Annotated in this window: 25 protein-coding genes and 1 riboswitch; of the genes, 17 read left to right on the top strand and 8 right to left on the bottom strand. The window is 31.2% G+C overall.

What is annotated here, in order from left to right; genetic code table 11:
* Positions 1-58 precede the first annotated feature (58 nt).
* Entirely contained in the window at positions 59-967 is a 909-nt protein-coding gene (locus ACJDU8_RS14835; RefSeq protein ID WP_406792931.1) for a LysR family transcriptional regulator, read from the top strand.
* A 209-nt stretch (positions 968-1,176) separates the two neighbouring features.
* On the opposite strand, the gene ACJDU8_RS14830 is transcribed toward ACJDU8_RS14835, so the two are convergent.
* Positions 1,177-1,908, bottom strand: coding sequence for a class I SAM-dependent methyltransferase (locus ACJDU8_RS14830; protein WP_406792930.1), 732 nt, complete (start codon positions 1,906-1,908; stop codon positions 1,177-1,179).
* A 163-nt stretch (positions 1,909-2,071) separates the two neighbouring features.
* On the opposite strand from ACJDU8_RS14830, the gene ACJDU8_RS14825 reads away from it, so the two are divergent.
* Positions 2,072-2,668, top strand: a complete 597-nt coding sequence (locus tag ACJDU8_RS14825) for a TetR/AcrR family transcriptional regulator (RefSeq protein ID WP_406792929.1) — start codon at positions 2,072-2,074, stop codon at positions 2,666-2,668.
* Between the two features lie 167 nt (positions 2,669-2,835).
* Here ACJDU8_RS14825 and ACJDU8_RS14820 read toward each other — a convergent pair whose 3' ends face one another.
* Both ACJDU8_RS14820 and ACJDU8_RS14815 read right to left on the bottom strand, forming a co-directional pair.
* The gene (locus tag ACJDU8_RS14820; protein ID WP_406792928.1) at positions 2,836-3,315 is read right to left on the bottom strand and encodes a dihydrofolate reductase; all 480 of its coding nucleotides are present in this window, start codon (positions 3,313-3,315) and stop codon (positions 2,836-2,838) included.
* Entirely contained in the window at positions 3,315-4,106 is a 792-nt protein-coding gene (locus tag ACJDU8_RS14815; RefSeq protein WP_406792927.1) for a thymidylate synthase, read from the bottom strand. The genes ACJDU8_RS14820 and ACJDU8_RS14815 overlap by 1 nt, the downstream gene beginning before the upstream one ends.
* Before the next feature lie 467 nt (positions 4,107-4,573).
* Between ACJDU8_RS14815 and mtlD the strand changes: the two genes are divergently transcribed.
* Positions 4,574-6,820, top strand: coding sequence for a bifunctional mannitol-1-phosphate dehydrogenase/phosphatase (gene mtlD, locus ACJDU8_RS14810; RefSeq protein ID WP_406792926.1), 2,247 nt, complete (start codon positions 4,574-4,576; stop codon positions 6,818-6,820).
* Positions 6,821-6,898: 78 nt separating this feature from the next.
* Here the strand turns inward: mtlD and ACJDU8_RS14805 are convergent, their stop codons facing one another.
* Positions 6,899-7,750, bottom strand: a complete 852-nt coding sequence (locus ACJDU8_RS14805; RefSeq protein ID WP_406792925.1) for a dimethylarginine dimethylaminohydrolase family protein — start codon at positions 7,748-7,750, stop codon at positions 6,899-6,901.
* A 119-nt stretch (positions 7,751-7,869) separates the two neighbouring features.
* Entirely contained in the window at positions 7,870-8,724 is an 855-nt protein-coding gene (locus tag ACJDU8_RS14800) for a MerR family transcriptional regulator (protein ID WP_406792924.1), read from the bottom strand.
* Positions 8,725-8,806: 82 nt separating this feature from the next.
* Between ACJDU8_RS14800 and ACJDU8_RS14795 the strand changes: the two genes are divergently transcribed.
* From ACJDU8_RS14795 to ACJDU8_RS14760, 8 genes are all read left to right on the top strand, one after another.
* Positions 8,807-9,223 (top strand): secondary thiamine-phosphate synthase enzyme YjbQ, encoded by a 417-nt coding sequence (locus ACJDU8_RS14795; protein ID WP_406792923.1) that lies wholly within the window; start codon positions 8,807-8,809, stop codon positions 9,221-9,223.
* A gap of 49 nt (positions 9,224-9,272) precedes the next feature.
* Positions 9,273-10,184, top strand: coding sequence for an ABC transporter ATP-binding protein (locus ACJDU8_RS14790; RefSeq protein WP_406792922.1), 912 nt, complete (start codon positions 9,273-9,275; stop codon positions 10,182-10,184).
* Between the two features lie 17 nt (positions 10,185-10,201).
* Positions 10,202-11,206 (top strand): ABC transporter permease subunit, encoded by a 1,005-nt coding sequence (locus tag ACJDU8_RS14785; RefSeq protein ID WP_406792921.1) that lies wholly within the window; start codon positions 10,202-10,204, stop codon positions 11,204-11,206.
* Between the two features lie 24 nt (positions 11,207-11,230).
* A complete protein-coding gene (locus ACJDU8_RS14780) occupies positions 11,231-12,073 on the top strand; it encodes a GDSL-type esterase/lipase family protein (protein WP_406792920.1) in 843 nt (280 codons plus the stop codon).
* Between the two features lie 121 nt (positions 12,074-12,194).
* Complete coding sequence (locus tag ACJDU8_RS14775; RefSeq protein ID WP_406792919.1) at positions 12,195-13,514, top strand: hemolysin family protein; 1,320 nt, start codon at positions 12,195-12,197, stop codon at positions 13,512-13,514.
* Positions 13,515-13,747: 233 nt separating this feature from the next.
* Entirely contained in the window at positions 13,748-15,013 is a 1,266-nt protein-coding gene (locus ACJDU8_RS14770; RefSeq protein ID WP_406792918.1) for an O-acetylhomoserine aminocarboxypropyltransferase/cysteine synthase family protein, read from the top strand.
* Positions 15,014-15,238: 225 nt separating this feature from the next.
* Positions 15,239-15,880, top strand: coding sequence for a cyclase family protein (locus ACJDU8_RS14765; protein ID WP_406792917.1), 642 nt, complete (start codon positions 15,239-15,241; stop codon positions 15,878-15,880).
* Positions 15,881-15,929: 49 nt separating this feature from the next.
* On the top strand, positions 15,930-16,427 hold the full coding sequence (locus tag ACJDU8_RS14760) for a GNAT family N-acetyltransferase (protein WP_406792916.1): 498 nt from the start codon (positions 15,930-15,932) through the stop codon (positions 16,425-16,427).
* 151 nt (positions 16,428-16,578) lie between these two features.
* Here the strand turns inward: ACJDU8_RS14760 and ACJDU8_RS14755 are convergent, their stop codons facing one another.
* Positions 16,579-17,583 (bottom strand): AI-2E family transporter, encoded by a 1,005-nt coding sequence (locus ACJDU8_RS14755; protein WP_406792915.1) that lies wholly within the window; start codon positions 17,581-17,583, stop codon positions 16,579-16,581.
* Positions 17,584-17,803: 220 nt separating this feature from the next.
* Positions 17,804-18,430, bottom strand: a complete 627-nt coding sequence (locus ACJDU8_RS14750; protein WP_406792914.1) for an Hsp20/alpha crystallin family protein — start codon at positions 18,428-18,430, stop codon at positions 17,804-17,806.
* Positions 18,431-18,606: 176 nt separating this feature from the next.
* Between ACJDU8_RS14750 and ACJDU8_RS14745 the strand changes: the two genes are divergently transcribed.
* From ACJDU8_RS14745 to ACJDU8_RS14720, 6 genes are all read left to right on the top strand, one after another.
* Positions 18,607-19,275 (top strand): LysM peptidoglycan-binding domain-containing protein, encoded by a 669-nt coding sequence (locus ACJDU8_RS14745; RefSeq protein WP_406792913.1) that lies wholly within the window; start codon positions 18,607-18,609, stop codon positions 19,273-19,275.
* Positions 19,276-19,428: 153 nt separating this feature from the next.
* Complete coding sequence (locus ACJDU8_RS14740) at positions 19,429-20,064, top strand: response regulator (protein WP_406792912.1); 636 nt, start codon at positions 19,429-19,431, stop codon at positions 20,062-20,064.
* 8 nt (positions 20,065-20,072) lie between these two features.
* Complete coding sequence (locus tag ACJDU8_RS14735) at positions 20,073-21,176, top strand: sensor histidine kinase (RefSeq protein WP_406792911.1); 1,104 nt, start codon at positions 20,073-20,075, stop codon at positions 21,174-21,176.
* Positions 21,177-21,576: 400 nt separating this feature from the next.
* Complete coding sequence (locus ACJDU8_RS14730) at positions 21,577-22,512, top strand: ABC transporter ATP-binding protein (RefSeq protein ID WP_406792910.1); 936 nt, start codon at positions 21,577-21,579, stop codon at positions 22,510-22,512.
* A 16-nt stretch (positions 22,513-22,528) separates the two neighbouring features.
* Complete coding sequence (locus ACJDU8_RS14725; RefSeq protein ID WP_406792909.1) at positions 22,529-23,671, top strand: ABC transporter permease; 1,143 nt, start codon at positions 22,529-22,531, stop codon at positions 23,669-23,671.
* 1 nt (position 23,672) lies between these two features.
* A complete protein-coding gene (locus tag ACJDU8_RS14720; RefSeq protein WP_406792908.1) occupies positions 23,673-24,818 on the top strand; it encodes an ABC transporter permease in 1,146 nt (381 codons plus the stop codon).
* 67 nt (positions 24,819-24,885) lie between these two features.
* Here ACJDU8_RS14720 and ACJDU8_RS14715 read toward each other — a convergent pair whose 3' ends face one another.
* Positions 24,886-25,272 carry a hypothetical protein gene (locus tag ACJDU8_RS14715; protein WP_406792907.1) on the bottom strand — a complete coding sequence of 129 codons (387 nt, stop codon included), beginning with the start codon at positions 25,270-25,272 and terminating at the stop codon, positions 24,886-24,888.
* Between the two features lie 220 nt (positions 25,273-25,492).
* Positions 25,493-25,604, top strand: a riboswitch (SAM riboswitch).
* Positions 25,605-25,646: the final 42 nt, after the last annotated feature.

Here is a 25,646-nt window from a genome sequence, read left to right as displayed (position 1 = left end):
ATATTTGTTTTAATGATAACAGATTTTAAGCAGGTTTTCAAAGGGGGAAATTTATATTATGCGTTTAGAGCAATTATATCATATAGTAGAGGTTGCTCAATCAAAATCTATTTCTTTAGCAGCTGAACGTAGTTATATATCCCAACCTGCAATTAGTTCATCCATTGCAAAATTAGAACTTGAATTAGGTGTTGCATTGTTTAAAAGAACTAATAAGGGAATGATACCTACAGAGGTGGGAAGAAATGTAATAGAAAAGGCATCCAATATCATCGATGAAGTAGAAGAAATAAAGAATATTGCAAGAACCAATGCCGTGGAGCTTACCGGAAACATTAGTATTGCAGTTGAACCCAGCTTTTGTAGTACAATAATGATAAATATACTTACAACTTTTAAATATAAGCACCCTAAAGTGAACCTTATGGTAAAGGTTGGGGAATCCAATGATATATTACATGATGTTCTCTCTGGCAAGGCGGATATAAGCATAATTTTAAAAACAGAACAATCTATAAAATCTAATGAAATTATCATGCAAAAATTATTTAAAGATAAACTTATGATAATTACAGGTAAAAATTTTTCTCAAGGAAATAAAAAGAGTATTTCCATAGAACAGGCATTAGAACAGCCTTTAGTATTATATAATACTGGATATGAAACTACCTGTGCTATTTCTCAAATACTAAATAAATACGGAAAGTTAAATATTGCCTATAGATTTGATAACTTAAATATAATTGAAGAAGTTGTAGCTGGCAGCACATGTATAGCTTTTGTACCTAAATTTATGATGGACTATTATAAGGGAGCTAATTCTATAAATACTCTTCTTATAAATGACGTTAGCTTAGAAATAGAAATAATAATGGTACGTAATAAAAGACATCGTGTTTCAAACATTGAAAAAGAGTTAATAAATACTATTAAATCCTTGTGTTCAATGTGTGAATTTCGTGATTGAAAAATTTTCTGTTTAAAAATTAAAATCTGCTGATAGAATATATTATCAGCAGATTTTGGTTTGAAAAAATCATATGTGTTTTTGAAGAGCTATAAAGCTGTATTTAAAAGATTTATTCCAGAACCTAGTGCTTCTCTTCATTACCTTAATCTTTGGGTACTATGAAAAATTTTTTTAGGGACCGCATAGTAACAAGCATTAAATAAGCTTCACTTTTTGACTGCCTTTACAATACTGCGGAGTGAACCGTCAAAAGAAAGGCGAAAAAACTCCACTGTTAATCCTTCCATTGCGAAAATTTCACCATATTTTTTTGTGTGTGATTTGTCAGTAATGATCGCTGTTCCATTCGGTTTCAAGACTCTTGCTATTTCCTGGCAGGCTTTCTCTCGTCCATCTTTGGCAGGGATGTTGTGAATACAAAGGTTGGAAAGAACCACGTCAAAGGTATCATTGGGAAAGGACATACTTCGCACATCCTCATTTCTTACTTCAACTTTTTCAAGGACCCCCTCAAGCTCTGCATTTCTCATGGTATTTTGATAAGTATTGCTGTGCATATCTCCCGAATTCCAAATATCAATGCCGATGCTCTTTCCCAGAGTCAATTTTTTGGCAGCACCAATCATCAAAAGTCCCCGTCCGGTGCCGATATCAAGGACTTTTTCATTTCCTTTCCAGTCAATCATGGAAATCATCTTGTCCCTACGGTGTAGTTTGCCGAGCTTAACGTAATAAAGATATGAACCACAAACAAGAACCATTAACAAACCGCAAAGCATAAGAACAAAGGCCACGATCTTCAGACTGAGACTGGGAAAAGCGATTAAAGCAACTCCCCCAGCAAAGCAAAGGACTCCCACAAAACAAACAATGGTGACGCCGAAAGGCGAACCATCAAAACCATAATTCGGTTTGGATTTCAGTACGCTATTTGTCATAATTCCTCCTTTATTTCGAACAACTTCTTGACAAGATACGGAGTGTATCTTATATTTATTAATATACACCTTTTAAATATAAAATACAATATGTATCTTATATTTTTTCAAACAAATTATATACTATTTCTTACAGAAATACAGACAGAGGAGATGTATATCCATGAACGAGAAAAGTGTAAATACACGAAAACGGGGAGATACGTTAATCGAAAGTATTTATGACGCAGCTGTAAAGCTCATAAAAGAAGTCGGCTATGCAAATCTCACTTTTCAGCAGATTGCAAAGGCAGCGAAAACCAGCCGCAGTGTGTTGTACCGCCGGTGGGCAAACATGTTTGACTTACTTATGGAAATAGTTGATGACAGATCATCTAAAGCACTTGGCGGTCAATTAATCGACAGAATAAAAAATACCGGAACTTTACGAGGAGATCTGTTAAATTTACTTACATTCTACCAGAGTATCTACGCAGAAATTGGGCCGGAAATTTTGAGTGCAGTTTTATTTGAAATAGGGCAAGGTAATAACAAAGTACCCGAAGCTGAGGTAGACGCAGCAGCAAAAAATATCCTGGTTATGCGAAAGTTACTGAAAAATGCAAAGTCAAGAGGTGAAAAGATAAAAGAGGTCAGCGACATAACACTGACCTTACCGTTTAACCTTATTCGTATGGAAAATCTTATGTGTAAAAATGTTGATTCGAACCAGATTGTATTATTTGTCGATGAAATACTACTTCCTGTTTTTACAGTGTAATAAGCAATCTTAGCCCAATTATTGTTATTAGTAGGTATAATTATCCATGCTCTAGTAAATGGTCCGACTTTCATATTAATTGCTCTGAGCTATAAAAAGAAGGTACTCTCCAGTGCTAGTGTGTGGGTAGTTTTTTATATTCTTAAGTATATGGCAAAATATTGGTGTTAGAATTTCTCAAGAGTTACAAAGCTGTATTCCATATTGTCCTCATTATGTTTTTCACATTCAATTACGTTGTAATTATCTTTGTTGAATTCAGGAAAATATGTGTCCCCATCTTTTTTAGCAGCTATTTTAGTTAAATATAGTCTGCTGCAGTAAGGGAGCAGCTGCTTATAAACTTCTCCGCCTCCTATTACAAAGGCTTCTTCGTCAGAATCCACATATCTTAGAACATCTTCAATATTATTTACTACTAGAACATTTTCATCTTTAACATTGTAGTTATGGTCTCTTGTAATGACAACATGTTTTCTGTTTGGAAGTATACCTGGAAGAGATTCAAAAGTTTTTCTTCCCATTATAATGGTTTTACCATAGGTGATTTTTTTGAATCTTTTTAAGTCCCTTGATATATGCCATATAAGTTTGTTATTATGTCCTATTACATAATTTTCACCAACAGCTACAATTATATTTAGCATTATACAGCCACCTCCATACTGATTTTTTCGTGGTGTTTATAGTTTATAAGTTTTATGTCATCTATAGAAAAGTCATAAAAATTTTTAATTTCTGGATTTATCCAGAGTTTTGGTGGGTCATAAGCATTATTTTCTCTTGTAAGCTGTAATTTCATACCTTCAACTTGGTTTTCATAAATGTGGGCATTGTTTATAATATGGGTAAAAAGCCCAGGCTTAAAGCCCGTTACATGGGCAATTAGATGAACAAGAACTGCATATTGACACATGTTAAAAGGAACACCTATTGGAAAATCTCCGCTTCGTTGTACTAACATGCAGTTAAGTGTATCTTTTTTCACATCCCAGAGAGTTTCATAGCAGCAAGGCTGCAGTGCCATATCCGGAAGGTCTTCAATATTCCATAAGGATATAATCATTCTCCTGTTTTGGGGATCTGTTTTAAGCGTATTTATTAATTTGTCAATCTGTTTGAATTTTGCAACTTGATAACCATAGGCTTTTCCTATAGTACCGTCTTCTCTCATCCATTCATCCCATATATGCACATTTTGTTCTTGTAATTTTTTCACATCATTTGATTGTTCTTTATATATCCACAGCAGTTCTTTTACTGCTGTTTTAAAAGCTACAAATTTGGTAGTGAGTATGGGAAATTCTTTAGATAAATCAAATTGCATAATTTGATGGGGAAGTTTAAATGTAGAAATACCTGTTCTGTTTTCATCATAATATCCATTTTCTAAAATATTTTTTACAATATGTAAATACTGTTTATCTGCATTACTCATTTTTATACCTCCAATGTGGGTTGATATTAAATTACACATATTATATCATAAATTTTTGATATGATTTATTTTTCAAAAAAATTTTAAAAAAGTAAAACCAAATTGAATACTTCATTGTCTAATAAATGAAAGTTATTACCGGTTATAAATAGACAGTGTAAATTTATATCCTATCAGTGCACATGGCAGCTTTTTTGTGCCAAATGATTGAACATTTAAAAGCCCTTATCTTCAAGATGATGAAGGTAATGTATATGAGCGTAAAGAATTTGGAACAGGGGATAATAATGGTGGAGTTAAAGAGATAACAGCAAATTTTCAAAGTCCCTATTTTAAGAAAGTAAAAAAGCTGTATTTGGGATTTACTTATAAGAAAAATGGCATAGATAAAAATATTAAAATAGAATTGAAACGAAAGTAACTAAATTTGACATCTAACAACTTGTTATGTATAATAAAGTTGTTAGATGTCAAAAGTACAGAAAGGAGAATGTCTTATAAATTTTGAAAGTAAACAAATTTATGCAGCAATTTTTGATATGGATGGAACTATGTTTGATACTGAAAGACTGAGAATTAATATGTTAAAGTCGTCATCTAAACTCATATATGGAGAGAGCATGGGAGACAAGCTTCTCCTAGATTCACTGGGAGTCAATGCCCAAATGGCAGAAGAACTTGCAAAAAAACAATATGGAGAGAATTATCCTTATGAGGAGATAAGAAAAAAAGCTGATGAATACGAAGTAAAATATATAAGACATAATGGGATACCTGTTAAAGAAGGATTATATGATGTACTGGAAAGATTGAAGAAAAGCGGGATTTTAATTGCTCTTGCAACTTCAAGCAGAAGGGCCATAGCAGAAGAATATCTTTTAAATGCAAGAGCGATGAGATTTTTTGATGTTATTGTATGTGGTAACGAGGTTACAAGAGGGAAACCCCATCCGGAAATATTCTTAAAAGCAGCAGATGAATTAAATTGTCATCCATCACATTGTCTTATATTTGAAGATTCACAGAATGGTCTGATTGCAGCATCAGATTCAGGAGGGGTTCCTATATTTATAAAAGATATAAAGGATCCTGAAAAACACATAAAAAATCGTGCTTTTAAGGCATATAATAGTATGGTAGAATTTCACGAAGATCTGGTTAAATTTACACCCCAAATGTCCATGCCCAAATTAAATGAACATTTTCCACAAAGTTTTGGTTATGTAAAAGCAGGAATTCACGGCTTCGGCGCAATAGGAGGAGGATATCTTACACAGATTTTTTCCCATTGGGATGGTTATACCAGGCCTAAGGAAATAATTGGAGCAACTAAAAAAGTTGTAATTAGAGAGTTAATAAATTCATTAGGGAAATTTAATGTGAAATATGAAAGCAGGGCATATTTTCAAAGTATAAGCAACGTTCATATTATTGATATGGATGATGAAACGGAAATGATAAAGATGTATACAGAGTCTCAAATCATCGGTCTTGCTATTCCAGAAACAGCAGTGAAGTCCCAGTCTGAAATTATAGCTAAAGGTCTCATTGAACGCTATAGTAAAAATAACACCAATCTTACAATACTTGTGGTACTAAATAAAATAAAAGGAGCAAAATTTATTAGAAAAAATGTTAAAAATGCTCTTAAGAATTTAGTGGGTGAAGAAAAAACAGAAGAAACAATATCTAGAACATATTTCTGTGAGACTGTTGTAAATAGAATGGTTTCTGCAATACCTGAAAAAACATTACTTATACAAATTCAAAAAAAATTATCAAATCTTAAAAGGACTATTTCGTATTTTCAACCGGATATTACAGGGCTCTTCAAATACTTTCAAGAGGGTGAAAGTATTTTAGTTAATCCTAAAAAGACAGTAAAAAAAATTGATGAAAAAACTCTGTTGAAGGTTGGAGATATATCAAAAAAATTATCTATTATGTCTGAATTTGATAAATATATATCAAGATTTAATGTATCTTTGTTTAGCAGCGAACCATATATCCCGTTGTATGTAAGTAATGAAAGTCCTTTACTTGAAAGGTTACGGCAGGTTAAAGTTGTAGATAATATTGAAAAAATGCAGCAGATAAAAAATAGACTTTCAAATGGTCCTCATGCAATAATAGCATGGTATTCTGCTTTACTTGGTTACAAAACAATTGGACAGGGAATGGGGGATAAAAAGGTACTTTCATTGGTGAGGAGTATTATTGAGAAAGAAATTAAGCCTTCTCTTATTAAAGATAATTCTGAATTATCTCAATATATTGATGAATTTATTTCGAATTTTATTAAAAGGTGTAGGAGTTCTTTTAAAGATAATTGTATTCGTGTGGGACGTGATCCTATGAGAAAATTGCAGTGTGGAGAAAGAATTTTTGGAACTATCACTGTGGCACAAAAGTTTAACATACTTACTCCTATGATTGAATTTGGTGCAGCTTGTGCTATTTTTTATTCCATTTTACTTATAAACCCCAAGGATAAAGAGTGTAGAAAAATCAAGGAGATATACAATAAGAATCATTCTGTAGAGGATGTTCTTACTTATGAAGGTGAATATAATGGTGGAAGATATCATGGCTTGAATTTACAAAAAGATAAAGATTTAATCAGGAGAATAAAAATACATTTTAATAATCTTATATTGTCTGAAGATATAATAAATTACCATTATGTAGAAATAGATAATCAGCTAAGTCTTTAAAAATATTCTATTAAGTTATTGTAATAAGGTGTGCTTTGCTGATTATTTATTTCAAATCATTTTAACGAAAATATACCTTTATTCTCTCTCCAAAGGAAATGTCATGCAGTGGGGACCTCCTCCGCCTTTTAATATTTCAACCAGGTCAACTTCAATGGTTTTTAAGCCCAATACTTTTAGCTTATGGTTTACATCTTTATTATTGGCGAAAGTCAATACCCTATCATTTCCAAGACATTGTAAGTTACAATAATGTTTGAAAACCCCTTGCTGAGGGACATCAATTAAAGTAAAATTTCGTTTTTCCAGCATCTTTAAAAAATTATAAGGAAGGGCTTCTTTGCATACTACAGCTACTTTTTCAGCTACTATATTAAAACACATATCTAAATGCAAATTTTGTCTTAAAGCTGGTACGGGAATTAACTCATAACCTAGTTCGTGTATTTGCGTTCTAATATTTTTCACTCCATCCCAATCTGTTCTGGCAATTACACCATGGGCCATGGTATAATCATCTAAAAACCAAAAATCGCCACCTTCAAAGGCACCTGCAGTACACCTGGCAGCGCAGGGAATATCAAGTTCTTTCATTTTATTTTCATAAGCTGTAGTTTCGTTTTTGCGTACAGGTTCTCTGAATTTCCCCATTATATAACCTTCAGATATGCAAGCTCCAAAATCTCTGGCAAATACCTGATAGGGTAAAGTAGGATCTGGTTCCATTAAAACTACCTCTACATCATTTTCTTTATAAGCCTGTACAATTTCTGCGTGTTCTCTCAAACAAATATCCCTATTGGATTTTTCACCTTTTTCCATCCATTTTTCTGTTATTACATTAATGGGTTCAAATTCAAAATATGTGGGAGCACACAGCAGTACTTTTTTTAAAATATTAGTTGAGTTTTTTACATAGTTTTTCTTCATAATCACTGCCCCTTTTTATGATATGTTTCGTTACAATAATTATAAAGTTTTGTGTTACACAAAGGTCAATATTAAATTTTTGAGTGATTCCCATACTAAGGCTGTTATAATATATTTGATCATTTGATGGGAACTTGAATTTCAAAACATTCTTCTTCCATAATATCTGTTACTGTAATATCTACCTGAGCTATTTCCATAAAGTCACCATCTATAATATAATGGTTGTAATGGATAAATTGCAGCAGCTTTTTTATACTTTCTTCTCTATCCCAGGGTTTACCGCTGTTATAAATACAAGCATATTTTCCCTCTTTTATTTTTTGTATATTTTTTTTATCAATTTGGTTAGATGCTTTTGTAAATACAAAAATGTCACTGGACTTATTAAACTCACAGGATTCAATATCAGATTTTGATATAATGAACCCTAATCTATTACTGGCTAGAATAGGTGAAATTTCTTCCAGGTTATTTTCAAGATGGAGAAATCCATAGCTTAATTCTATTTCATTGTTAATAGCTTTGCCAAAAGTAATAATCTCTCTCTCGGGTATTTGTTTAATTATAATTTCTTTCATTTTGGACTCGGCAATAACATCTGTCAAAAATTTTATTTTTTTAGAAAGGGTTTCTTCTAATAATTGCAAATCTTTTATTTTTTGTTTTAACTCTTCGTGTCTATTTACAAGCATGGAAAGGGATTTACTTACATGTCTGTTGTTAAAATATTCTTTTATTTCTTTAAGACTCATACCCAGCTCACGCAGTTCTTTAATTGTACCTAATTTTTCATATTGCAGTACTGAATAGTATCTGTATCCAGTTTTAGGATCTACATAAGTGGGTTTAAAAAGACCTATTCTATCATAATGTCTCAAAGTTTCAGTGGTCACGTTTCTAAGTCTTGCTAAATCTGTTATGGATATTCTATCTTTTATTTCAATCACCTCATATATAATATTAGTATACATATATTTGGAGTTCAATAAAAATTAACAGTTTAGAGAGCTTTAATTGATGTAAAATAGATATATTAGGAGTGAGTGATTATTTATGAAAAGTTATAGAAAAGAATTATGGTTTAATGTTCCAAAAAGAAGAGCCTTTATAAACATAACTCCACAAATAGAGAAGTGTTTAAAAGAGAGCGGCATAAAAGAAGGACTGCTTTTGTGTAATGCCATGCATATAACAGCCAGTGTATTTATAAATGATGATGAGGGTGGACTGCATAAAGATTTTGAAAATTTTTTGGAGAAAGTTGCACCTGAAAAACCTTATGATAAGTACTATCATAATGGGTATGAAGATAATGCCGATGCCCATATAAAGCGTTCTATTATGGGACGGGAAGTAGTAGTGGCAGTAACTGAAGGCAAGATGGATTTTGGACCCTGGGAGCAAATATTTTATGGGGAATTTGATGGCATGAGAAAAAAGAGGGCTTTAGTAAAGATAATTGGAGAATAATTCATAATTAAAGGTATAAAAGTTATTTGAAAGAAAGAGAGGGTTCCATATGAACAAGGAAGTGCTGCTTTTAGATAATGTATGTAAAACTATAAAAGGGAAACATATTATTAATGGAATAAGCTTTTCAATAAAAGAAGGTGAGGTCTTAGGTTTTCTTGGTCCAAATGGAGCAGGTAAATCTACTACTTTAAGAATGATTGTAGGACTTTTAAAACCTACTTCTGGAAGAATTGAGATATGTGGACATTCTATTGTGAATGATTATGTAAAAGCTATGTCAAATGTTGGATGTATCATAGAGGGACCAGATTTATACAATTACATCAGCGGCATTGATAATTTAAATATGCTGGCATCCATGAGCAAGGATGTCAGTAATGATGATATTATAAGTGCAGTAGAGCTAGTAGGATTAAAAAATAGAATAAGGGATAAAGTGAGCACATATTCCCTGGGAATGAAACAGAGACTGGGGATTGCACAGGCATTAATGCATAACCCTAAACTTCTCATTTTAGATGAACCTACCAATGGTCTTGATCCATCCGGAATAAGCGAAATGAGAAATTTAATAAAGAAAATTGCAAAAGAAGAGGGTATTTCTGTACTGGTATCCAGTCATCTTATTTCTGAAATAGAACTTATATGTGATAAAGTAACTATAATTAAGAACGGAACAATTTTAAAAAATGCAGATGTAAGTGAACTTTTAAATAATCAAGAGGTATTTTGGATACTGAATGACAATAAAAAAGGAAAAGAATTACTAAATGAAGTATGGAAATTAGAAAGCAAAATAGTTGAAGACAGACTTGAGGCTGCTGTGGATTCATCTAAATTAGAGGAAATAAATTCTTATTTCTTAACACAGGGCCTATTGCTAAAATATGTAGATAAAAAACATAAAACTCTAGAAGATCTATTTTTGAGTGTGACAAAACAAAGTGAAATAATTTAATAGTTAGGATGATTAATTTGTTAAAATTAGTGGAAAACGAAGTAATTAAAATGCTGTCTAAAAAGAAGCTTATACTTATTTCAGCCATTTTGTTAATATTGGTATCACTTTTTTGTTATGGGGAGAACTCTTCTTATAAAAATACAATACAAAGGTATACAAGGGCATCAGGACAAACTCAAGGTTATAATTGGAAGTCATTAGTCAATCAGCAAATATCCGATTTAAAAGATAGTCTAAACAGGCCATATATGAATGACAATAGAAAAAATTCTATAAATATACAAATTGAGCAGTTGGAGTATTATTTGGAGCATAATATAAACCCTGTCACCCCAAGTACCGGAAAGTTTACTGTGGAATTTATGCAGCAGACAGTTTACTTGTTTTTACCTTTGCTTATAGTAATTTTAGCAGCTGATGTAGTATCTGGAGAATTTTCTTCAAAGACTATAAAGGTTCTGTTGACCAGGGCTATTCCTAGATGGAAAATATTATTAAGTAAGTATATTGCAGTTTTGATTTTATCTTGCATAGTTATTTTAGAGGCAGCCGTTATGTGTATTTTAGTATCATCTTTTGTATTTCATAATTGGGGATGGAATGAACCTGTAGCAACTGGTTTTAGGGTTATAGCAAATAAGCTGGATTCTTCGGCAGTAGTAAAGGTGTATCAATGGCAATATGCAGTTCTAGTATATTCTTTAGGATGGTTTTCTTCTGTGAATATTGCGACTTTGGCCTTTATGATTTCTACATTAGTTAGAAGTACGGCAACTTCTATTGGTATAATGCTGGCTTCACTAATTGGAGGGGAATTTCTTCAGTTGTTTTTATCCGACTGGCCCTTAGTCAAGTATTTCTTTGCCATTAATTTAGATTTACCTAAATATTTAACAGCATCTTATGAACCAATAGCAGGAATGAGTCTTTCCTTTTCTGTAGGTGTGTTATGTATATGGTCATTGATAGCCTTAGTAATTAGTTTTATTGTATTTACCAAACAAGATGTATTAGTTTAGATGTGGGAAGGGAGGCAGAGTATTATGTATAAAAAGGTAAAATGGATCACCATAGTAGCTGTTGCGGCAGCAAGTACTTGTATACTCATCATAGGTTTTGCATATTCACTTTCCATTACAAATAGTTCTGTATATGGAAGTAATATTAAGCACAATACTGAAAATAAAACTGAAGAAGTTGTAAATCAATTGGATGCCAATTCATATAATGTGTTAGTTATGGGTGATTCTCTTGCAAAGGGAACGGGAGATGAAAATAATGAAGGTTTTGCAGGTGGTTTTGCAAGACTTTGGAAAGCTAAAGCCTCAAAGCCCATAAAAGTTACTAACATTGCAGTAAATGGTGATACTTCCTCTGGTCTTCTTAATATTGTGCATAGTGATCAGACACTAGAATATATACAGAATTCCAGCATTATATTTATTTCCATTGGAGGTAATGAGATTAAAAACTTTAAGAATGTAGATATATCCTCAGCAGATTCAAACTTATCACAATCCAAAGAATCAACATCTTCACCAGCAGATAATGTAAAGTCAGTTGAAAATCAATATTTAAATAACTTAGAAAGTGTTTTTAAATTAATAAGGAGTAAAAATGAAAATTGTATTATTGTGTTTATTGGTCTGTATAATCCCTTCGGCAGTGATATAACCCCAGATAAGGTAGAATTATTAAATAATTGGAATTATAAAACTGATGAATTGGTATCTTCAGATAATAATGGTGTATATGTACCTACATATGATCTTTTTAAATATAATACACAAAGTTATCTGGCTCCTGATAACTTTCATCCCAATGCTGCAGGCTATGATGCTATTTCAAAGAGAATATTTGAGGTATTGAAGAATTATAAGAATTAACCTGGTTAGTGAATTTATTGGTCATGGTAAAATCAGTAATTCAGTTGATATTTCCATAGTATTATGATAAGATTGTGATAAGATTAACTAATAAATTTCTATTTCGAGGAGGAAAGAATAGATGGAATCAGACCCAGAACCTGCCAATTTAATGCCGCAGTTAATATTAATTGCATTACTTACTCTATTGAATGCTTTTTTTGCTTCGGCGGAAATGGCCATTGTATCACTTAATAAAACTAAAATAAAACTTCTAGCAGAACAGAGTAATAAAAAGGCACAGCTATTGGAAAAGTTATTGAAGGAACCAACTAAGTTTTTATCAACTATCCAGGTAGGAATTACCCTAGCAGGTTTTTTTTCAAGTGCATCGGCAGCAACGGGTGTTTCAAATACCCTTGGTAGTTATTTAGACAAACTTAATGTTCCCTATGGTCAGGAGATCTCATTGGTTTTAGTAACAATTATTTTATCCTATATCACATTAGTTTTTGGGGAATTATTTCCTAAAAGAGTAGCACTGCAAAGGTCAGAACAAATTGCAATGTTATCAGTAAGGCCAATTTTGTTTGTGTCAAAACTAACAGCACCTTTTGTGAAACTGCTTTCAATGTCTACTAATATTTTAATAAGAATTACAGGAATGAACAGCAGCGATTTGGAAGAAAAAGTTTCAATAGAAGAAATTAGGTCTTTAGTAGAAATCGGACAAGAAAATGGAGTCATTAATTCAACTGAAAAAGAGATGATTAATAGTATATTTGAATTTGACGATAAATTGGCAGAGGAAGTAATGACACCTAGAACGGAAGTATATTTAATTAATATAGATAAACCGTTAAATGAATATATAGATGAGATGCTTCAAAAAAGATATTCCAGAGTACCGGTATTTGAAGGTGATAGTGATAATATTATCGGTATATTATATATAAAAGACTTTATAATTGAAGCGCATAAAGTAAGTTTTGAAAATGTAGATATAAGAAGTATAATTCATCCGGCATATTTTGTACCTGAAAGAAAAAATATAGATGAATTGTTTAAAGAACTTCAAAGTTTTAGAAAGCATATGGCTATATTAATAGATGAATATGGTGGATTTTCAGGAATAGTAACTATAGAAGATTTAATTGAAGAGGTAATGGGAAATATAAACGATGAATATGATGAAGACGAACCTTATGTGAAAAAAATTGATAATGAAACTTTTATGGTTAAAGGTAGTATTTCTGTAGAAGAATTGAATGAGAACTTACATTTAGATTTGAATGAAGATTCTGAAGACTACGATACATTAGGTGGATTATTAATTAAGCTTATGGGGCGAATACCAGAAGATGGAGAACAGCAGGTGCTTGAATACGATGATATTACATTTGAGATAGATAAAGTAAAAGAAAAAAGAATAGAGAAAGTTAAAATTCATATAAAAGAATAAACTTATAAAACACAGAAAGTTTTCATTAGTTTTCTGTGTTTTTATTAAGTTTTACATCAAGTCTTCTAAGGTTTAGGTGCAGGTTGCTGCTTATAAGGAATACTTTTCATCTAAACCTTATTAACAGTATTCTTAGTGTCTTTAGCACTTAGAATACGTTATCCTTTAGGGGAAGAACTTATAAAGAGATATAGAGTTAGTAATAGAAAATTAAAGCTTAGAGGAGGAAACTAATGAAAATTGAAACAAAATGTCTACATGAGGGTTATCATCCAGGAAATGGCCAGCCAAGAACCCTGCCTATCTATCAAAGTACAACCTATAAATATGATTCAAGTAATCACATTGGGAATTTATTTGATCTTACCGCTGAAGGACATATGTACTCACGTATTTCAAATCCTACAGTTGCTGCAGTAGAAGAAAAAATTGCTGCTATGGAGGGAGGAATAGGGGCACTTTGTACTACCTCAGGGCAGGCGGCTTCTTTAATAAGTATACTTAATATTATGAAATCAGGGGATCACTTTATAAGTGCATCTACAATATATGGTGGAACTATAAACCTTTTTTCAGTGACATTGAAAAGGTTTGGCATTGAGTGTACATTCGTGGATCCAGATGAATCAGCAAAAGAAATTCAAAAATATTTTAAGGAAAATACAAAGGCAGTTTTTGGTGAAACAATTGCCAATCCGGCAATTGCTGTATTTGATATTGAAAAATTTGCAAATATTGCGCATAAAAACAATGTTCCACTTATTGTAGACAATACCTTTGCAACGCCCGTACTTTGTAGGCCTATTGAATTTGGTGCAGATATTGTAGTTCATTCTACTACAAAATATATGGATGGACATGCTGTACAAGTTGGTGGTGTAATTGTTGATAGTGGAGAGTTTAATTGGAAAAATGGTAAATTTCCCGAATTTACGGAATCAGATGATTCATATCATGGAGTCGTTTACACAGAGAATTTTGGTAAAGCTGCATATATTACAAAAGCTAGGGTCCAACTTATGAGAGATATAGGTGCATATCCATCTGCCAATGCAGCATTTCTTTTGAATTTAGGAATTGAAACACTGCCGGTTAGAATTGAAAAGCACTGTAGAAATGCTGAAAAAGTGGCTAAGTATTTGGATGAATCAGATAAAATAGAATTTGTAAACTATCCAACTTTAGAGGGAAATAAATACTATGAATTAAGCAAAAAATACTTACCATTAGGATGCAGCGGTGTTATTTCATTTTCAATTAAAGGAGGAAGAGAAACTGCAGTTAGATTTATAGATGCACTAAAGCTTGCTTCTAATGTAGTTCATGTTGCAGATATTCGCACATGCGTACTTCATCCAGCTAGTTCAACTCACAGACAGCTTACAGACAGTCAATTGACAGCTGCAGGAATAACTCCAGGATTAGTTAGGATTTCCGTGGGACTTGAAAATATTGATGATATAATTGAAGATTTAGAACAAGCACTGGCTTGCATATGATATTTAGAAAGATCACTTGATGTACATAGATAGTTAGTAATTAGTAAAAAGCATTCAATCTCTGGTCTGATTTGAATGCTTTTTATTATAAATGTTGATATTCACATCCTTTGAAAAGGATGTGAGTATTACCTAATTACTGTGTTGACAGGAATATTAAAAGGAAAGTGAGGTGAAAAGTGGTAAGTAGTAAGTAGGGAGTAAGAGTATATTTGCCACAAATAAATGAAGATTACTGATTTAACACATGTTATTTGTTCACAGATGCCAGTTTTTCCTGGAACGGAACAGCCAGTTTTTGAAAAGGCAAATAGTGTGGAGAAAGATGGTTTTAGAGAAGCTAAAATTACTATGTACTCTCATACAGGTACACATATAGATGCACCAGCACACATGTTAAGTAGTGGACCTTATTTAGACAATTTATCTATAGAACATTTTATAGGCAATGCTGGTATTGTAGATTTTTCAAATAAAAATATAAAATCTATTGATATTAATAGTTTAAAGCCCTATGAAGATAAAATGAAAAATGTTGAGTTTATTATAATAAGGACAGGCTGGAGTAAATATTGGGGAGAGGAAAAGTATTATGAAGACTTTCCGTATTTAAGTGAAGAATCGGCTGCATGGCTGTCAGAATTCAATTTGAAGGGTGTTGGTATTGATGCTATTTCAATTGATAGTATAAAGTCAACTACATTTCCAGTTCACAAAATATTGATGAAAAAGAATATTGTAATTATTGAAAATCTTACAAACTTAGATTCCATTACTAGTGAATACTTTATTTTAAGTATTATGCCCTTGAAAAATGAAAATGCCGATGGCTCTCCAGTAAGAGCTGTTGCTATAGAAGATATATAATAAGCTATTTTTAATTTGTATTTCAGATATTTATGAAAGGAAGATTATAATGGATATTAAAATTAGAGAAGTAACTATGAAAGATTTGGAGGCAGTATCAAAAGTGGAAGCAAATTGTTTTCCAGAGGCAGAAGCAGCTAGCAGGGCATCCATAGAACAACGAATTAAGACATTTCCAGAAAGTTTTTTTGTAGCAGAAATAGATGGAAATATAATTGGATTTATCAATGGCTGTATTATTAATGGAACTGTTATTTATGATGAACTTTATAAAGATTGCACATTACATATTCCGCAGGGAGATTATCAGACTATCTTTGGGCTTGATGTAATGCCCAATTATCGTAATGGAGGAGTTGCGGCACAGTTGATGAATCATATGATAGAAGTATCAAGATTAGCAGGTCGTAAAGGTATTATTTTAACTTGTAAAGATAAACTCATTCATTATTATGAAAAATTTGGATATAAAAACAAAGGTGTATCACAATCGGTACATGGAGGCGCCAAATGGTATGATATGATTTTAGAGTTTAATGAAAAATAAGTACCTAAAACAGTACTTATTTCCTTAATAATTCTAATTTGGGGATTAAGTGTTTTCACTAAAATTATATTGTACAATATTATAATACATGTATATTTTTAAGTAAGTATGTATATTTCTTAAATATTTTGTAAATAAGTTCAAGTATTCATTAGGATATCTGGAGAATATCCAGTAAAAATACAAATAGTGGTATGCCTATAATCAAGCCCCACACTCCCATGTAGTGCTGAGAAAAAATTAAAACTAGGAATATAAAGAATATAGGTAAATGTACTGACATAGACATCAATTTTGGTCTTATTATATAACTTTCCATCAGGTGCAAAACCCCGAGAATTACCAGTACATCAATTACCTTAGGTATTCCACCAAGGCTAAAAGCTATTATTATAAAAGGTATAATAGCTATAATAAGTCCTGCTACAGGTATTAGCCCTAATATAAATAACATAGCACCTAAACCTAATACATTATCGAAACCTAAAAATAAAAGTCCTATGGACGCCAGAACTGAATTTATCAAAGAAAGAATAGCTTGAACCTCCATTATTTTCCCAAAAGAACTTAAAAATTTTTTACCTAGATATTTATAATAATTATAAAAATAAGCTATTTTGCTTTTTTCAATTCTTTTTGTAAAGGTTAGTATTTTATCTTGTTCTAGAATAAACAATAAGCTGAGTACAAAAGAAAATAGAATATTAACACTTAACTGTTCCATTTTAAGTGCCCATCTTAGAATTAAACCTCCACTTTCACTAATATAAGTGTTTATATTGGCTTGTTTTATAAACCATATAACTTTATTATCTAGTATGTTTTTATAATTATTAACATTGAAGTCAATAAGCTGCCTTCTTATAAAAAATAACTGTTTAATAACTGCTGGAATACAATTATAGAGCAAATAACATATTCCAAGAAGTATTAATATGTAGATTATTATTGTCATCACTTTTTTCTTAATTGGAAATATTTTATGTATAAATCTGTATATAAAGTTAATTGCTTTGTAGAATAAAAAGGAAAAAACAAAAGTTAAGAGAACTAATGTAATCATGGTTTTTATAGAATAAAATAAGATTGTCAATAAAAATATTGCAAAAAGCTTTTTTATAAATTCTTCTGTAAAAACTTTCTTAAATAAATCCATTGATTACACATCCTTTTGTCAAAATTAAATAATTTATATTTATAGAATAGCGTAGGTTTTCGTGTCTGTCCACAATTTTTTGTTTTTCAACAAAAAATCTTAAAAACTGCTGGTCAGTATATACCAGCAGTATAAGCTTAATTGAGTATTTTATGTAAGGCACTTTAAACTTGTTAATTATTCTTAAGTTCCTGAAAATGCCTATATAGATGTAATAAACTTAGCTGTTTATCATTATAGCATTTGTATTTTTGCAAGTCTGTGCTACCCTGTTTGATTTTTCTGATTTTGGTAATCTGATTTCTAGAACTCCGCTTTGTAAAGTGGCATCAACGGCTTCTGCTCTTATGCTTGTGGAAAGAGGAATTGTTCTATTTAATACAAATTGGTTAGATCCGTTTAATAAAGTACCTGAAATTGTTAATGAATCATCAGTAACGTTAAGTTTTAAGTCATTTATTGCTGAATTTGATACATAGGCAGAAACCATAATATCACTGGATGTTTCTGAGATATCTATAGTAGGTTGAACCGTAATACTGTGTATCATTGGATGATGGTGATGGCATATCATGTTATTAAAAACTCCACTTGCCATTTGATTAGCTTGAGATGCGAAAATGTATGGTGTAGTAACCATCTGATAAGGGCTTAATCCAATTTGAGAATTTATCATCTGGTTTGCCATAGCCTGAGGAGTACCGAAAGTATTGTTGAGTCCAGGATATGCAGTAATTCCATAGTTAACAGCAGCACCGGAATTCGAAATATTTGATGACATTGGAATAAATTTTAATTGTTGAGCGTTAACTCCCTGTTGATTGAAAGTATTAGTGTTAATTTGCATAATAATGTACCTCCTAAATTTTTAAAAATTTTTTACAGTACTTATTATTCTATATAAAACGGAAAATTATTCAAAAATTATTTAAAAATATTGGGATAAATGTCTAGTGTAACAAAGTATATTTTTAATACATAGAATGTATGGGATAAATATATATTAGGAAGGAAAAGCTTATTATGCCTTACAATTACTATAGACAGTGTCCTGCAACTCATTATCCATATACTATACAATCAGGTGATACTTTAAATAGGATTGCATACAGATTAGGGGTTAGTGTCCAAGGAATAGTGGCGTCAAACCCGGGAATAGATCCCTATTATCTGAGAGTAGGGCAAGTTATATGTATACCAGCTTGTCCGCCAAATCATACATCAAAAATACTTCAGCCAGGTGATACATTATATAAAATAGCACAAGCATATAATGTCAGTGTTGAAAGTATTTTAGAATCAAATCCAGGTGTTGATCCCAATTATCTAAGAGTTGGCCAGCGTCTGTGTATACCTTTAGTTTGTAATTCAGAATGCCCGGATTATGAAGAGACTATAAAAGCTATGCAAAATGACATTAATATGCTGAAAGCTGAAAGTAATGTTCAAAAAATTTCCCAGTCCAATTATGGAAATTCTACTAAAACAACTAATGTTTTGAAAGTAACAGATACACAATTGCAGTTTGATGCTGTACCTGTAACTTTTTCAGGTAATTATGAAGGTCACTACACAATAGGAAAAAAATATCCCTATTATACTGATGCTGCATCAGGAGGTCAGAGAGGTATAACTGTGAAGGATAACTTTGGAGTGTGGCACTCTTTTGGATATCATGTTCCTTTACCTTAATAATAAGTAGATAATATTTTATTTCACTTAATGCACCTGTAAATTTAAACTGGTGCATTTTTAATTAATTTCAATATAATTTTGCCTGTTTACATAAAATAAAATATAATAAATATAAGGATAGATGATTAAGTTTGAAGAAGGGCAATGGTTATGAAAATAAAAATTATTATAGCTGATGACAATTCTTTTGTAAGGGAAGGCATGAAGATAATTTTAAATACTTATGATGAATTTAGTGTATTAGCTACCTTAGAAGATGAAAAAACTGCTGTAGACTACTACAAAAATAATTCAGTGGATATAGCTATTTTAGATGTGAGAATGCCTGGTATAAATGGAGTGGAAGCAGCCAAAATTATATCTGAAAGTACAAATACAAAACCCATGATACTTACAACCTTTGATGATGATGAGTACATACTTGATGCTGTGAAAAATGGAGCTAAGGGATATCTTTTAAAAAATAATGATCCGGAGAAAATAAGAAATGCCATAATAAGTGTATATAATGGTAATAATGTTATGCAGGATGTGGTGTTTAATAAAATAAAACAAAATTTAAAAGAAGATAATAGCTGTAAAAAAATAGATAAAAGTATTTTTACAGAAAGAGAATTAAATATTATAGAGCTCATTGCCAAAGGTTATTCTAATAAGGAGATATCTAAAGAAATTTTTATATCAGAAGGGACTGTTGCTAATTACATAACTTCTATTTTGGGCAAAACTTCTCTTGAACATAGAACTCAAATAGCAATTTATTATCTAAAGAGTAGGTTAGAGTAGAGAATATTATGGAATACTGGATAATTATAAATAAAATCATATTAATTTTATATATTATAATACAATATACAAGTTATCCTAAGAATAATGAAGCAATTATGGTGTTGGGGCTGCTCATATATGTTTCATTAAATACCTGTATTTATATATTAAAAGAGCATAGGCATAAGAAAATATTCACAGCATTATCTATAGCACTTATTATTGTAGGATATGTGAAAATAGATACTGTATTTATTATATTTTTTCCTATGAATGTATATGAATTGGGAAATTATTATACGGATAAAAGTATAAATATTCTATTGTTGGGGTTCATTCCTGCTGTATTTATGTCTAGGAGTCTATTACCTGTTTATTTAATGGTATTAGCATTTAGCTTTATTATATTTACCATGTCCAGTATATATACAAATAGACTTTTAAAGTTAGAAAAGCAAGGTGACAGCATGAGAAAAGCCATAGATAGATTGACTAGAAATTTTAATGAAAGCAGAGAATATTCAAAGCAAGTAGAATATACCTGTAGGTTAGAAGAGAGAAATAGGTTGTCTCAGACTGTGCATGATAAAATAGGGCATTCAATGACTGGCGCCCTAATACAAATGGAAGCGGCAAAATCTTTAATGGATACAGATATAGAAAAAGCTAAAGAATTATTGTGTAATTCTATAAATATATCTAAGCAGGGTATAGAGGACATAAGAATTACTCTTAAAAATTTAAAACCCCCTAAAGAACAAATAGGAATTAATAGATTAAAGTTAACCATAGATGAGTTCATTGGAAAAAGTGGCGTAAAAACTTCTCTAATTTATAAAGGAGATATGGATATTATAACATATGTTCAGTGGAAGATAATTATTGAAAATACTTCAGAGGCACTGACCAATTCCATGAAATATTCAAAAGCCTCCAGCATATTGGTGAATGTAGAAGTGTTTAATAAATTTATAAAAGTGGAAGTGAAAGACAATGGCATAGGTTTTAAGATAATAAAAAAGGGCCTTGGCATAATTGGCATGGAAGAGAGAACCGGGGCTGTGGGGGGTAAAATAATAGTAGATGGAAGCAGTGGATTTTCAGTAACTACGCTATTGCCTATCAAGTGATTCTTAGGTTCAGGTGGAGTTTGCTTATGAGAAATACTTTTCTCCATCTGAACCTTATTAACAGTATTCTTAGTGTCTTTAGCACTTAGAATACGTTATCCTTTAGGGGAAGAACTTATCCAGGCGCGTAGCACCTCTTATCCCCCACTTTGATAGAAAAGCAGAGAACCAAAATTTTTAATTTTGTGTGAATCGCTTTCACAGAGTGCGGTGGGGGTGTTAGCAATGGTAGCGTTCGGATACATAGATAGGACTATTAAAAACTTCATGAATATATAAATGTAAAAAGTGAATATTCTCATGTATTAAAGGTGAATTTATATACTAAATAAGTTTGCCTTTTTTTTATATAATTAATTCATGAAATAGTTAATTATCAATTGAATGGAGGGGTGATTTTATGAAAGCATTAGAAATAAAGAACCTTACTAAAAAATATGGGGATTTTATAGCAGTAGATAATATATCCTTGTCAGTAGAAAAAGGAGAAATATTTGGTTTTCTAGGTCCAAATGGTGCTGGAAAGAGTACAACTATAAACTTAATTTCAGGGCTTTTGAGAAGCAGAGAGGGAACTATAAGGATTTTGGATAAAGATATAAAAAGAAACAGTAGATTTACAAAAATGAATCTTGGCATAGTACCTCAGGAGCTAGCAATTTATGAAGAGCTTACAGCTTATGAAAATGTGAAGTTTTTTGCAGGATTATATGGAATGCGGGGTACAGAGCTGAAGGAGAAATCTGAAGAGGCACTTAAATTTGTGGGGCTTATTGATAAGAAAAAAGAATACTCTAGAAATTTTTCAGGAGGTATGAAGAGAAGGCTTAATATAGCCTGTGCCATAGCCCATAAACCAAAGCTCATTATAATGGACGAACCCACTGTGGGAATAGATCCTCAATCTAGAAAGTATATTTTAAACTCTGTTAAAGAACTGAATAAAATGGGATGTACTATAATCTATACTAGTCATTACATGGAAGAAGTTGAGGAAATATGTTCTAGAGTGGCTATAATTGATCATGGAAAAATAATAGCAGACGGAACAAAAGATGAATTAAAATCAATAGTTACCAACACTAATGAATATCTGTTTAAAGTAAAATCTGCAGATGAATTAAATGAAGATGATGTAAAAAAAATAAATGGAGTAATTTCAGTAGAAATTAGGGATAACTTAGTTAAGGTAAATTCCTCTGTGGAGATCAATAATTTAAATAAAATAATTCAGTATTTTATAAGTAATAGTATAGAAATAAGAAATTTAGAGGAAAAAACTCCTAATTTAGAAACGGTATTTCTTATGTTAACAGGAAGAAAATTAAGAGACTAAAGGGAGGTGGAAATAATTGAATATATTAAATATTGCATTTAAAGAAGCGAAGGAGAGTATAAGAGATGTAAGAACTCTGGTATTTATGCTGGCCTTCCCTATAGTATTGATTTTAATACTGGGAACAGCTTTTTCATCTGTTTTTGATAGTGACAATTCAAATGTTGTATCTAAAGATAAAATAAATATATTATATAGAAATAGTGAAAGTGAACAATTTTCTAGGTATTTTAGTGAATTTATGAATCAGGGCAAAAAGGAAGGAATGAATTTCACTGCCTCATCTAATAAGGAAGATGCTTTACTTAAGGTAAAGCAGAATAAATATAATGCCTATATTGAAATTAGTAAAGAAAGTGTAAAGCTATATGAAAATGATGGGAATTCTATTGAAAATAGTATAGTTCAAGGAATGCTTGAAGGATTTATAGGTAAATATAATTTAATTTCAGAGGTTATGAAAGTTAATCCTCAGGGTGTAAACAAAATTGCAGCTGCGCAAAATAAAGATGATTATATAAAGGAGGTTTCTTTAAATTCTGGGAAAGCTCCAGGTTCTATGGATTACTATTCTATGTCTATGAGTACTCTCATAGCACTATATGCATCAATTAGCAGTACTTCTTTAATGAGAAAAGAGAGAACTAAAAATACGGCCTTAAGGCTCATGGCTGCACCTGTAAGCAGAAGTGAAATTTTGGTGGGTAAGGTGATTGGGTCTATAGCACAGAATGTTTTTTGTGTATATATTGTAGTGGCTGTAAGTAAATTTGTATTTAAGGCCAATTGGGGACAACATATAGGTCTTGTATTGATTGCATTGCTCACGGAGGTAATATTAGCGGTGAGCTTTGGCCTTGGGATAAGCTATATGGTAAAAAGGCAGGAAGTGGTAAGGCCAATTGTAATAATTTTAATTCAAGTGGTAGCCTTTATAGGAGGAGCATATTTTCCAGTAAGTACTTCCGCAAGCTCTAAAAGTTTCATGGATATAGTTGTTGCTATGTCTCCTCTCACGTGGAATAATGCAGGATTAAGTAAACTTATTTATGCTAACGATACTGGAGCAATTTTACCAATAGTAACTTTAAATATAGCAATAGCCTGTGTGTTTTTACTAGTTTCTGCAGTAGTGGCAGGAAAAAGGGAGGGCATTTAATATGAGGGATATATTATGGCTGGTTAAAAATAGTTTAAAAGTTACTTTTAGAAAGAAATCCAATATAATTTTCTATGTACTGCTGCCCATAGTGGGAATTATTATAGCCTTAATGGCTTACGGCAGCTCTAATGAAAGTATATCCAAGATAGGTATAGTTAATAATGATAATAACTATATATCAAGGGATACCGTGACTTATCTTAAGAGTTTGGATAATTTTAATGTAAGTATTATAGGTGCATCAGAAGTAAATAACAGTATAACTTCAAAAAAATTAGATTGTGTTGTAGTAATTAATCCTGGATTTTCTGAAAGTGTATACAGGGGAAAGCCTGAAAATATTCAGATAATTTCTATAAAAGGAAAGCAGAGTACAGCTTATGTAAAATATCACCTCTATAATTATATAGATAATATTGCAGCTATGAGTAGTGCGGCCCATGGAAATAAAGATGTATTTTATAAAATGTACAATAGTTACCATAAAAATAGTTTTAAGCTGTATGTAAGCTCTGTAAAGGATAATGCAAAATATAAAAATATAACTAACTGTGCTGTAGGATTTTTGCTCATGATAATTTTAATGTCAGCCACAAATTTAGCTGAAATAATATTAAAGGAAAAGGAAAATAGAACTTATTTTAGGATATTTTCTTCTCCGATAAGCTCTAAAAAATATATATTTGCCAATATAATAGTGAATTTTTTAGTCATTACAGGAGAGATAATTTTAACTTTAATATTATTAGCGTATGTATTTCATATAAATATGGGAGTTTCATTTTTCAAGATGTTTTTCATACTTATATTATTTGTACCTGTAGGAATTGGATTTGCTGAGCTTTCAGTGTCTTTTAGCAATAATTCTGCTAGTGTTTCGGCAATGCAAAATTTAATAATAACCCCTACCTGCCTGATTTCAGGATGCTTTTTCCCGGTAGAATATATGCCTAAGTATTTTCAGAGAATATCGGATTTTATGCCGCAAAGGTGGGTATTAAGCTCAATTTCAAGTTTGCAAAAGGGAAATTCAATTTACAGCATATACTTAAATATTGCTATAATATTGGCTTTTGCTGCAGCTTTCTTTTTAATATCCATGTACAAATTTTCAAGAAATAAAGACCTAAGAGATTTTAGCTAAAAATTAGCTGCGGTGAGTATATTAAATAAAAAAATGCTTACCGCAACTATATTATTGTCAGCACTAGTTAAGATTTGCCTTTAAATGAAGTTCCGCAGTTTTTGCAGGTTATAGTTATTCTTCCTTTCTTTTTTGGTACTCTTAATTTTTGCTTACAATTTGGACACTTAAATATTTTATAGTATTTATTTTGATTCATTGAATTTCCAAATCCCTTAAATCTATAAATTATGGGTGAAATAAAATTTTCGTAAGCTTGGAGTTCCCTGTATCTTTTGTATTTATTTTTTGAGAGACATCTCCAGCTGCTGTATATAATAAACACAAAACCTAATGTATAGGCAGGTCTAAGAAGAAAAAGTACAAGTCCTGCAATATAAAGATGTTTAGAAAGTGTATCAATACCGTAGCTGTCTTTAAAGTAATAAGAAATTCTATCTAAAAATTTATTCAAATTTACCACCTCTGTAAGTAAAACTTCATAATAATATAAGTTTACATAATATAATAAGCCATTTTTAGATAATTATACAACATAATTTTGATTTTTGCATTATTTAAAATCAAAATTCATTTTGAAAATTAATTTACTATTGACAAAATAATTTAGAAATTATATGATTATATGTAAATCAATTGTTATATGTGTCAGTTGTAAAAATTTAAAATGAAATTTCTTATCAAGAGTAGCGGAGGGACTGGCCCTATGATGCTCGGCAACCTGAGTGTATTTATAAATATATTCAATGGTGCTAATTCCAGCAGGTGAAACCTGAAAGATGAGAAACGTAAGGAATGTAACTTTCTGTAGTTTCTCTTATAGAAAGT

The sequence above is a fragment of the Candidatus Clostridium eludens genome (assembly GCF_045310515.1).
Taxonomy (GTDB): domain Bacteria; phylum Bacillota; class Clostridia; order Clostridiales; family Clostridiaceae; genus Clostridium_B; species Clostridium_B eludens.
This window is presented reverse-complemented; position numbering and strand designations above follow the sequence as displayed.

Bases quoted from the DNA above. Each gene is read 5' to 3' on its own strand.
- ACJDU8_RS14775 (WP_406792919.1), top strand. From the start codon at position 12,195: ATGGAATCAGACCCAGAACCTGCCAATTTAATGCCGCAGTTAATATTA.
- ACJDU8_RS14790 (WP_406792922.1), top strand. From the start codon at position 9,273: ATGAACAAGGAAGTGCTGCTTTTAGATAATGTATGTAAAACTATAAAA.
- ACJDU8_RS14835 (WP_406792931.1), top strand. From the start codon at position 59: ATGCGTTTAGAGCAATTATATCATATAGTAGAGGTTGCTCAATCAAAA.
- ACJDU8_RS14795 (WP_406792923.1), top strand. From the start codon at position 8,807: ATGAAAAGTTATAGAAAAGAATTATGGTTTAATGTTCCAAAAAGAAGA.
- ACJDU8_RS14765 (WP_406792917.1), top strand. From the start codon at position 15,239: ATGAAGATTACTGATTTAACACATGTTATTTGTTCACAGATGCCAGTT.
- ACJDU8_RS14800 (WP_406792924.1), bottom strand. From the start codon at position 8,724: ATGTATACTAATATTATATATGAGGTGATTGAAATAAAAGATAGAATA.
- ACJDU8_RS14735 (WP_406792911.1), top strand. From the start codon at position 20,073: ATGGAATACTGGATAATTATAAATAAAATCATATTAATTTTATATATT.
- ACJDU8_RS14805 (WP_406792925.1), bottom strand. From the start codon at position 7,750: ATGAAGAAAAACTATGTAAAAAACTCAACTAATATTTTAAAAAAAGTA.
- ACJDU8_RS14780 (WP_406792920.1), top strand. From the start codon at position 11,231: ATGTATAAAAAGGTAAAATGGATCACCATAGTAGCTGTTGCGGCAGCA.
- ACJDU8_RS14755 (WP_406792915.1), bottom strand. From the start codon at position 17,583: ATGGATTTATTTAAGAAAGTTTTTACAGAAGAATTTATAAAAAAGCTT.
- ACJDU8_RS14815 (WP_406792927.1), bottom strand. From the start codon at position 4,106: ATGAGTAATGCAGATAAACAGTATTTACATATTGTAAAAAATATTTTA.
- ACJDU8_RS14830 (WP_406792930.1), bottom strand. From the start codon at position 1,908: ATGACAAATAGCGTACTGAAATCCAAACCGAATTATGGTTTTGATGGT.
- ACJDU8_RS14730 (WP_406792910.1), top strand. From the start codon at position 21,577: ATGAAAGCATTAGAAATAAAGAACCTTACTAAAAAATATGGGGATTTT.
- ACJDU8_RS14720 (WP_406792908.1), top strand. From the start codon at position 23,673: ATGAGGGATATATTATGGCTGGTTAAAAATAGTTTAAAAGTTACTTTT.
- ACJDU8_RS14750 (WP_406792914.1), bottom strand. From the start codon at position 18,430: ATGCAAATTAACACTAATACTTTCAATCAACAGGGAGTTAACGCTCAA.
- ACJDU8_RS14770 (WP_406792918.1), top strand. From the start codon at position 13,748: ATGAAAATTGAAACAAAATGTCTACATGAGGGTTATCATCCAGGAAAT.
- ACJDU8_RS14740 (WP_406792912.1), top strand. From the start codon at position 19,429: ATGAAAATAAAAATTATTATAGCTGATGACAATTCTTTTGTAAGGGAA.
- ACJDU8_RS14760 (WP_406792916.1), top strand. From the start codon at position 15,930: ATGGATATTAAAATTAGAGAAGTAACTATGAAAGATTTGGAGGCAGTA.
- ACJDU8_RS14745 (WP_406792913.1), top strand. From the start codon at position 18,607: ATGCCTTACAATTACTATAGACAGTGTCCTGCAACTCATTATCCATAT.
- ACJDU8_RS14825 (WP_406792929.1), top strand. From the start codon at position 2,072: ATGAACGAGAAAAGTGTAAATACACGAAAACGGGGAGATACGTTAATC.
- mtlD (WP_406792926.1), top strand. From the start codon at position 4,574: ATGTCAAAAGTACAGAAAGGAGAATGTCTTATAAATTTTGAAAGTAAA.
- ACJDU8_RS14820 (WP_406792928.1), bottom strand. From the start codon at position 3,315: ATGCTAAATATAATTGTAGCTGTTGGTGAAAATTATGTAATAGGACAT.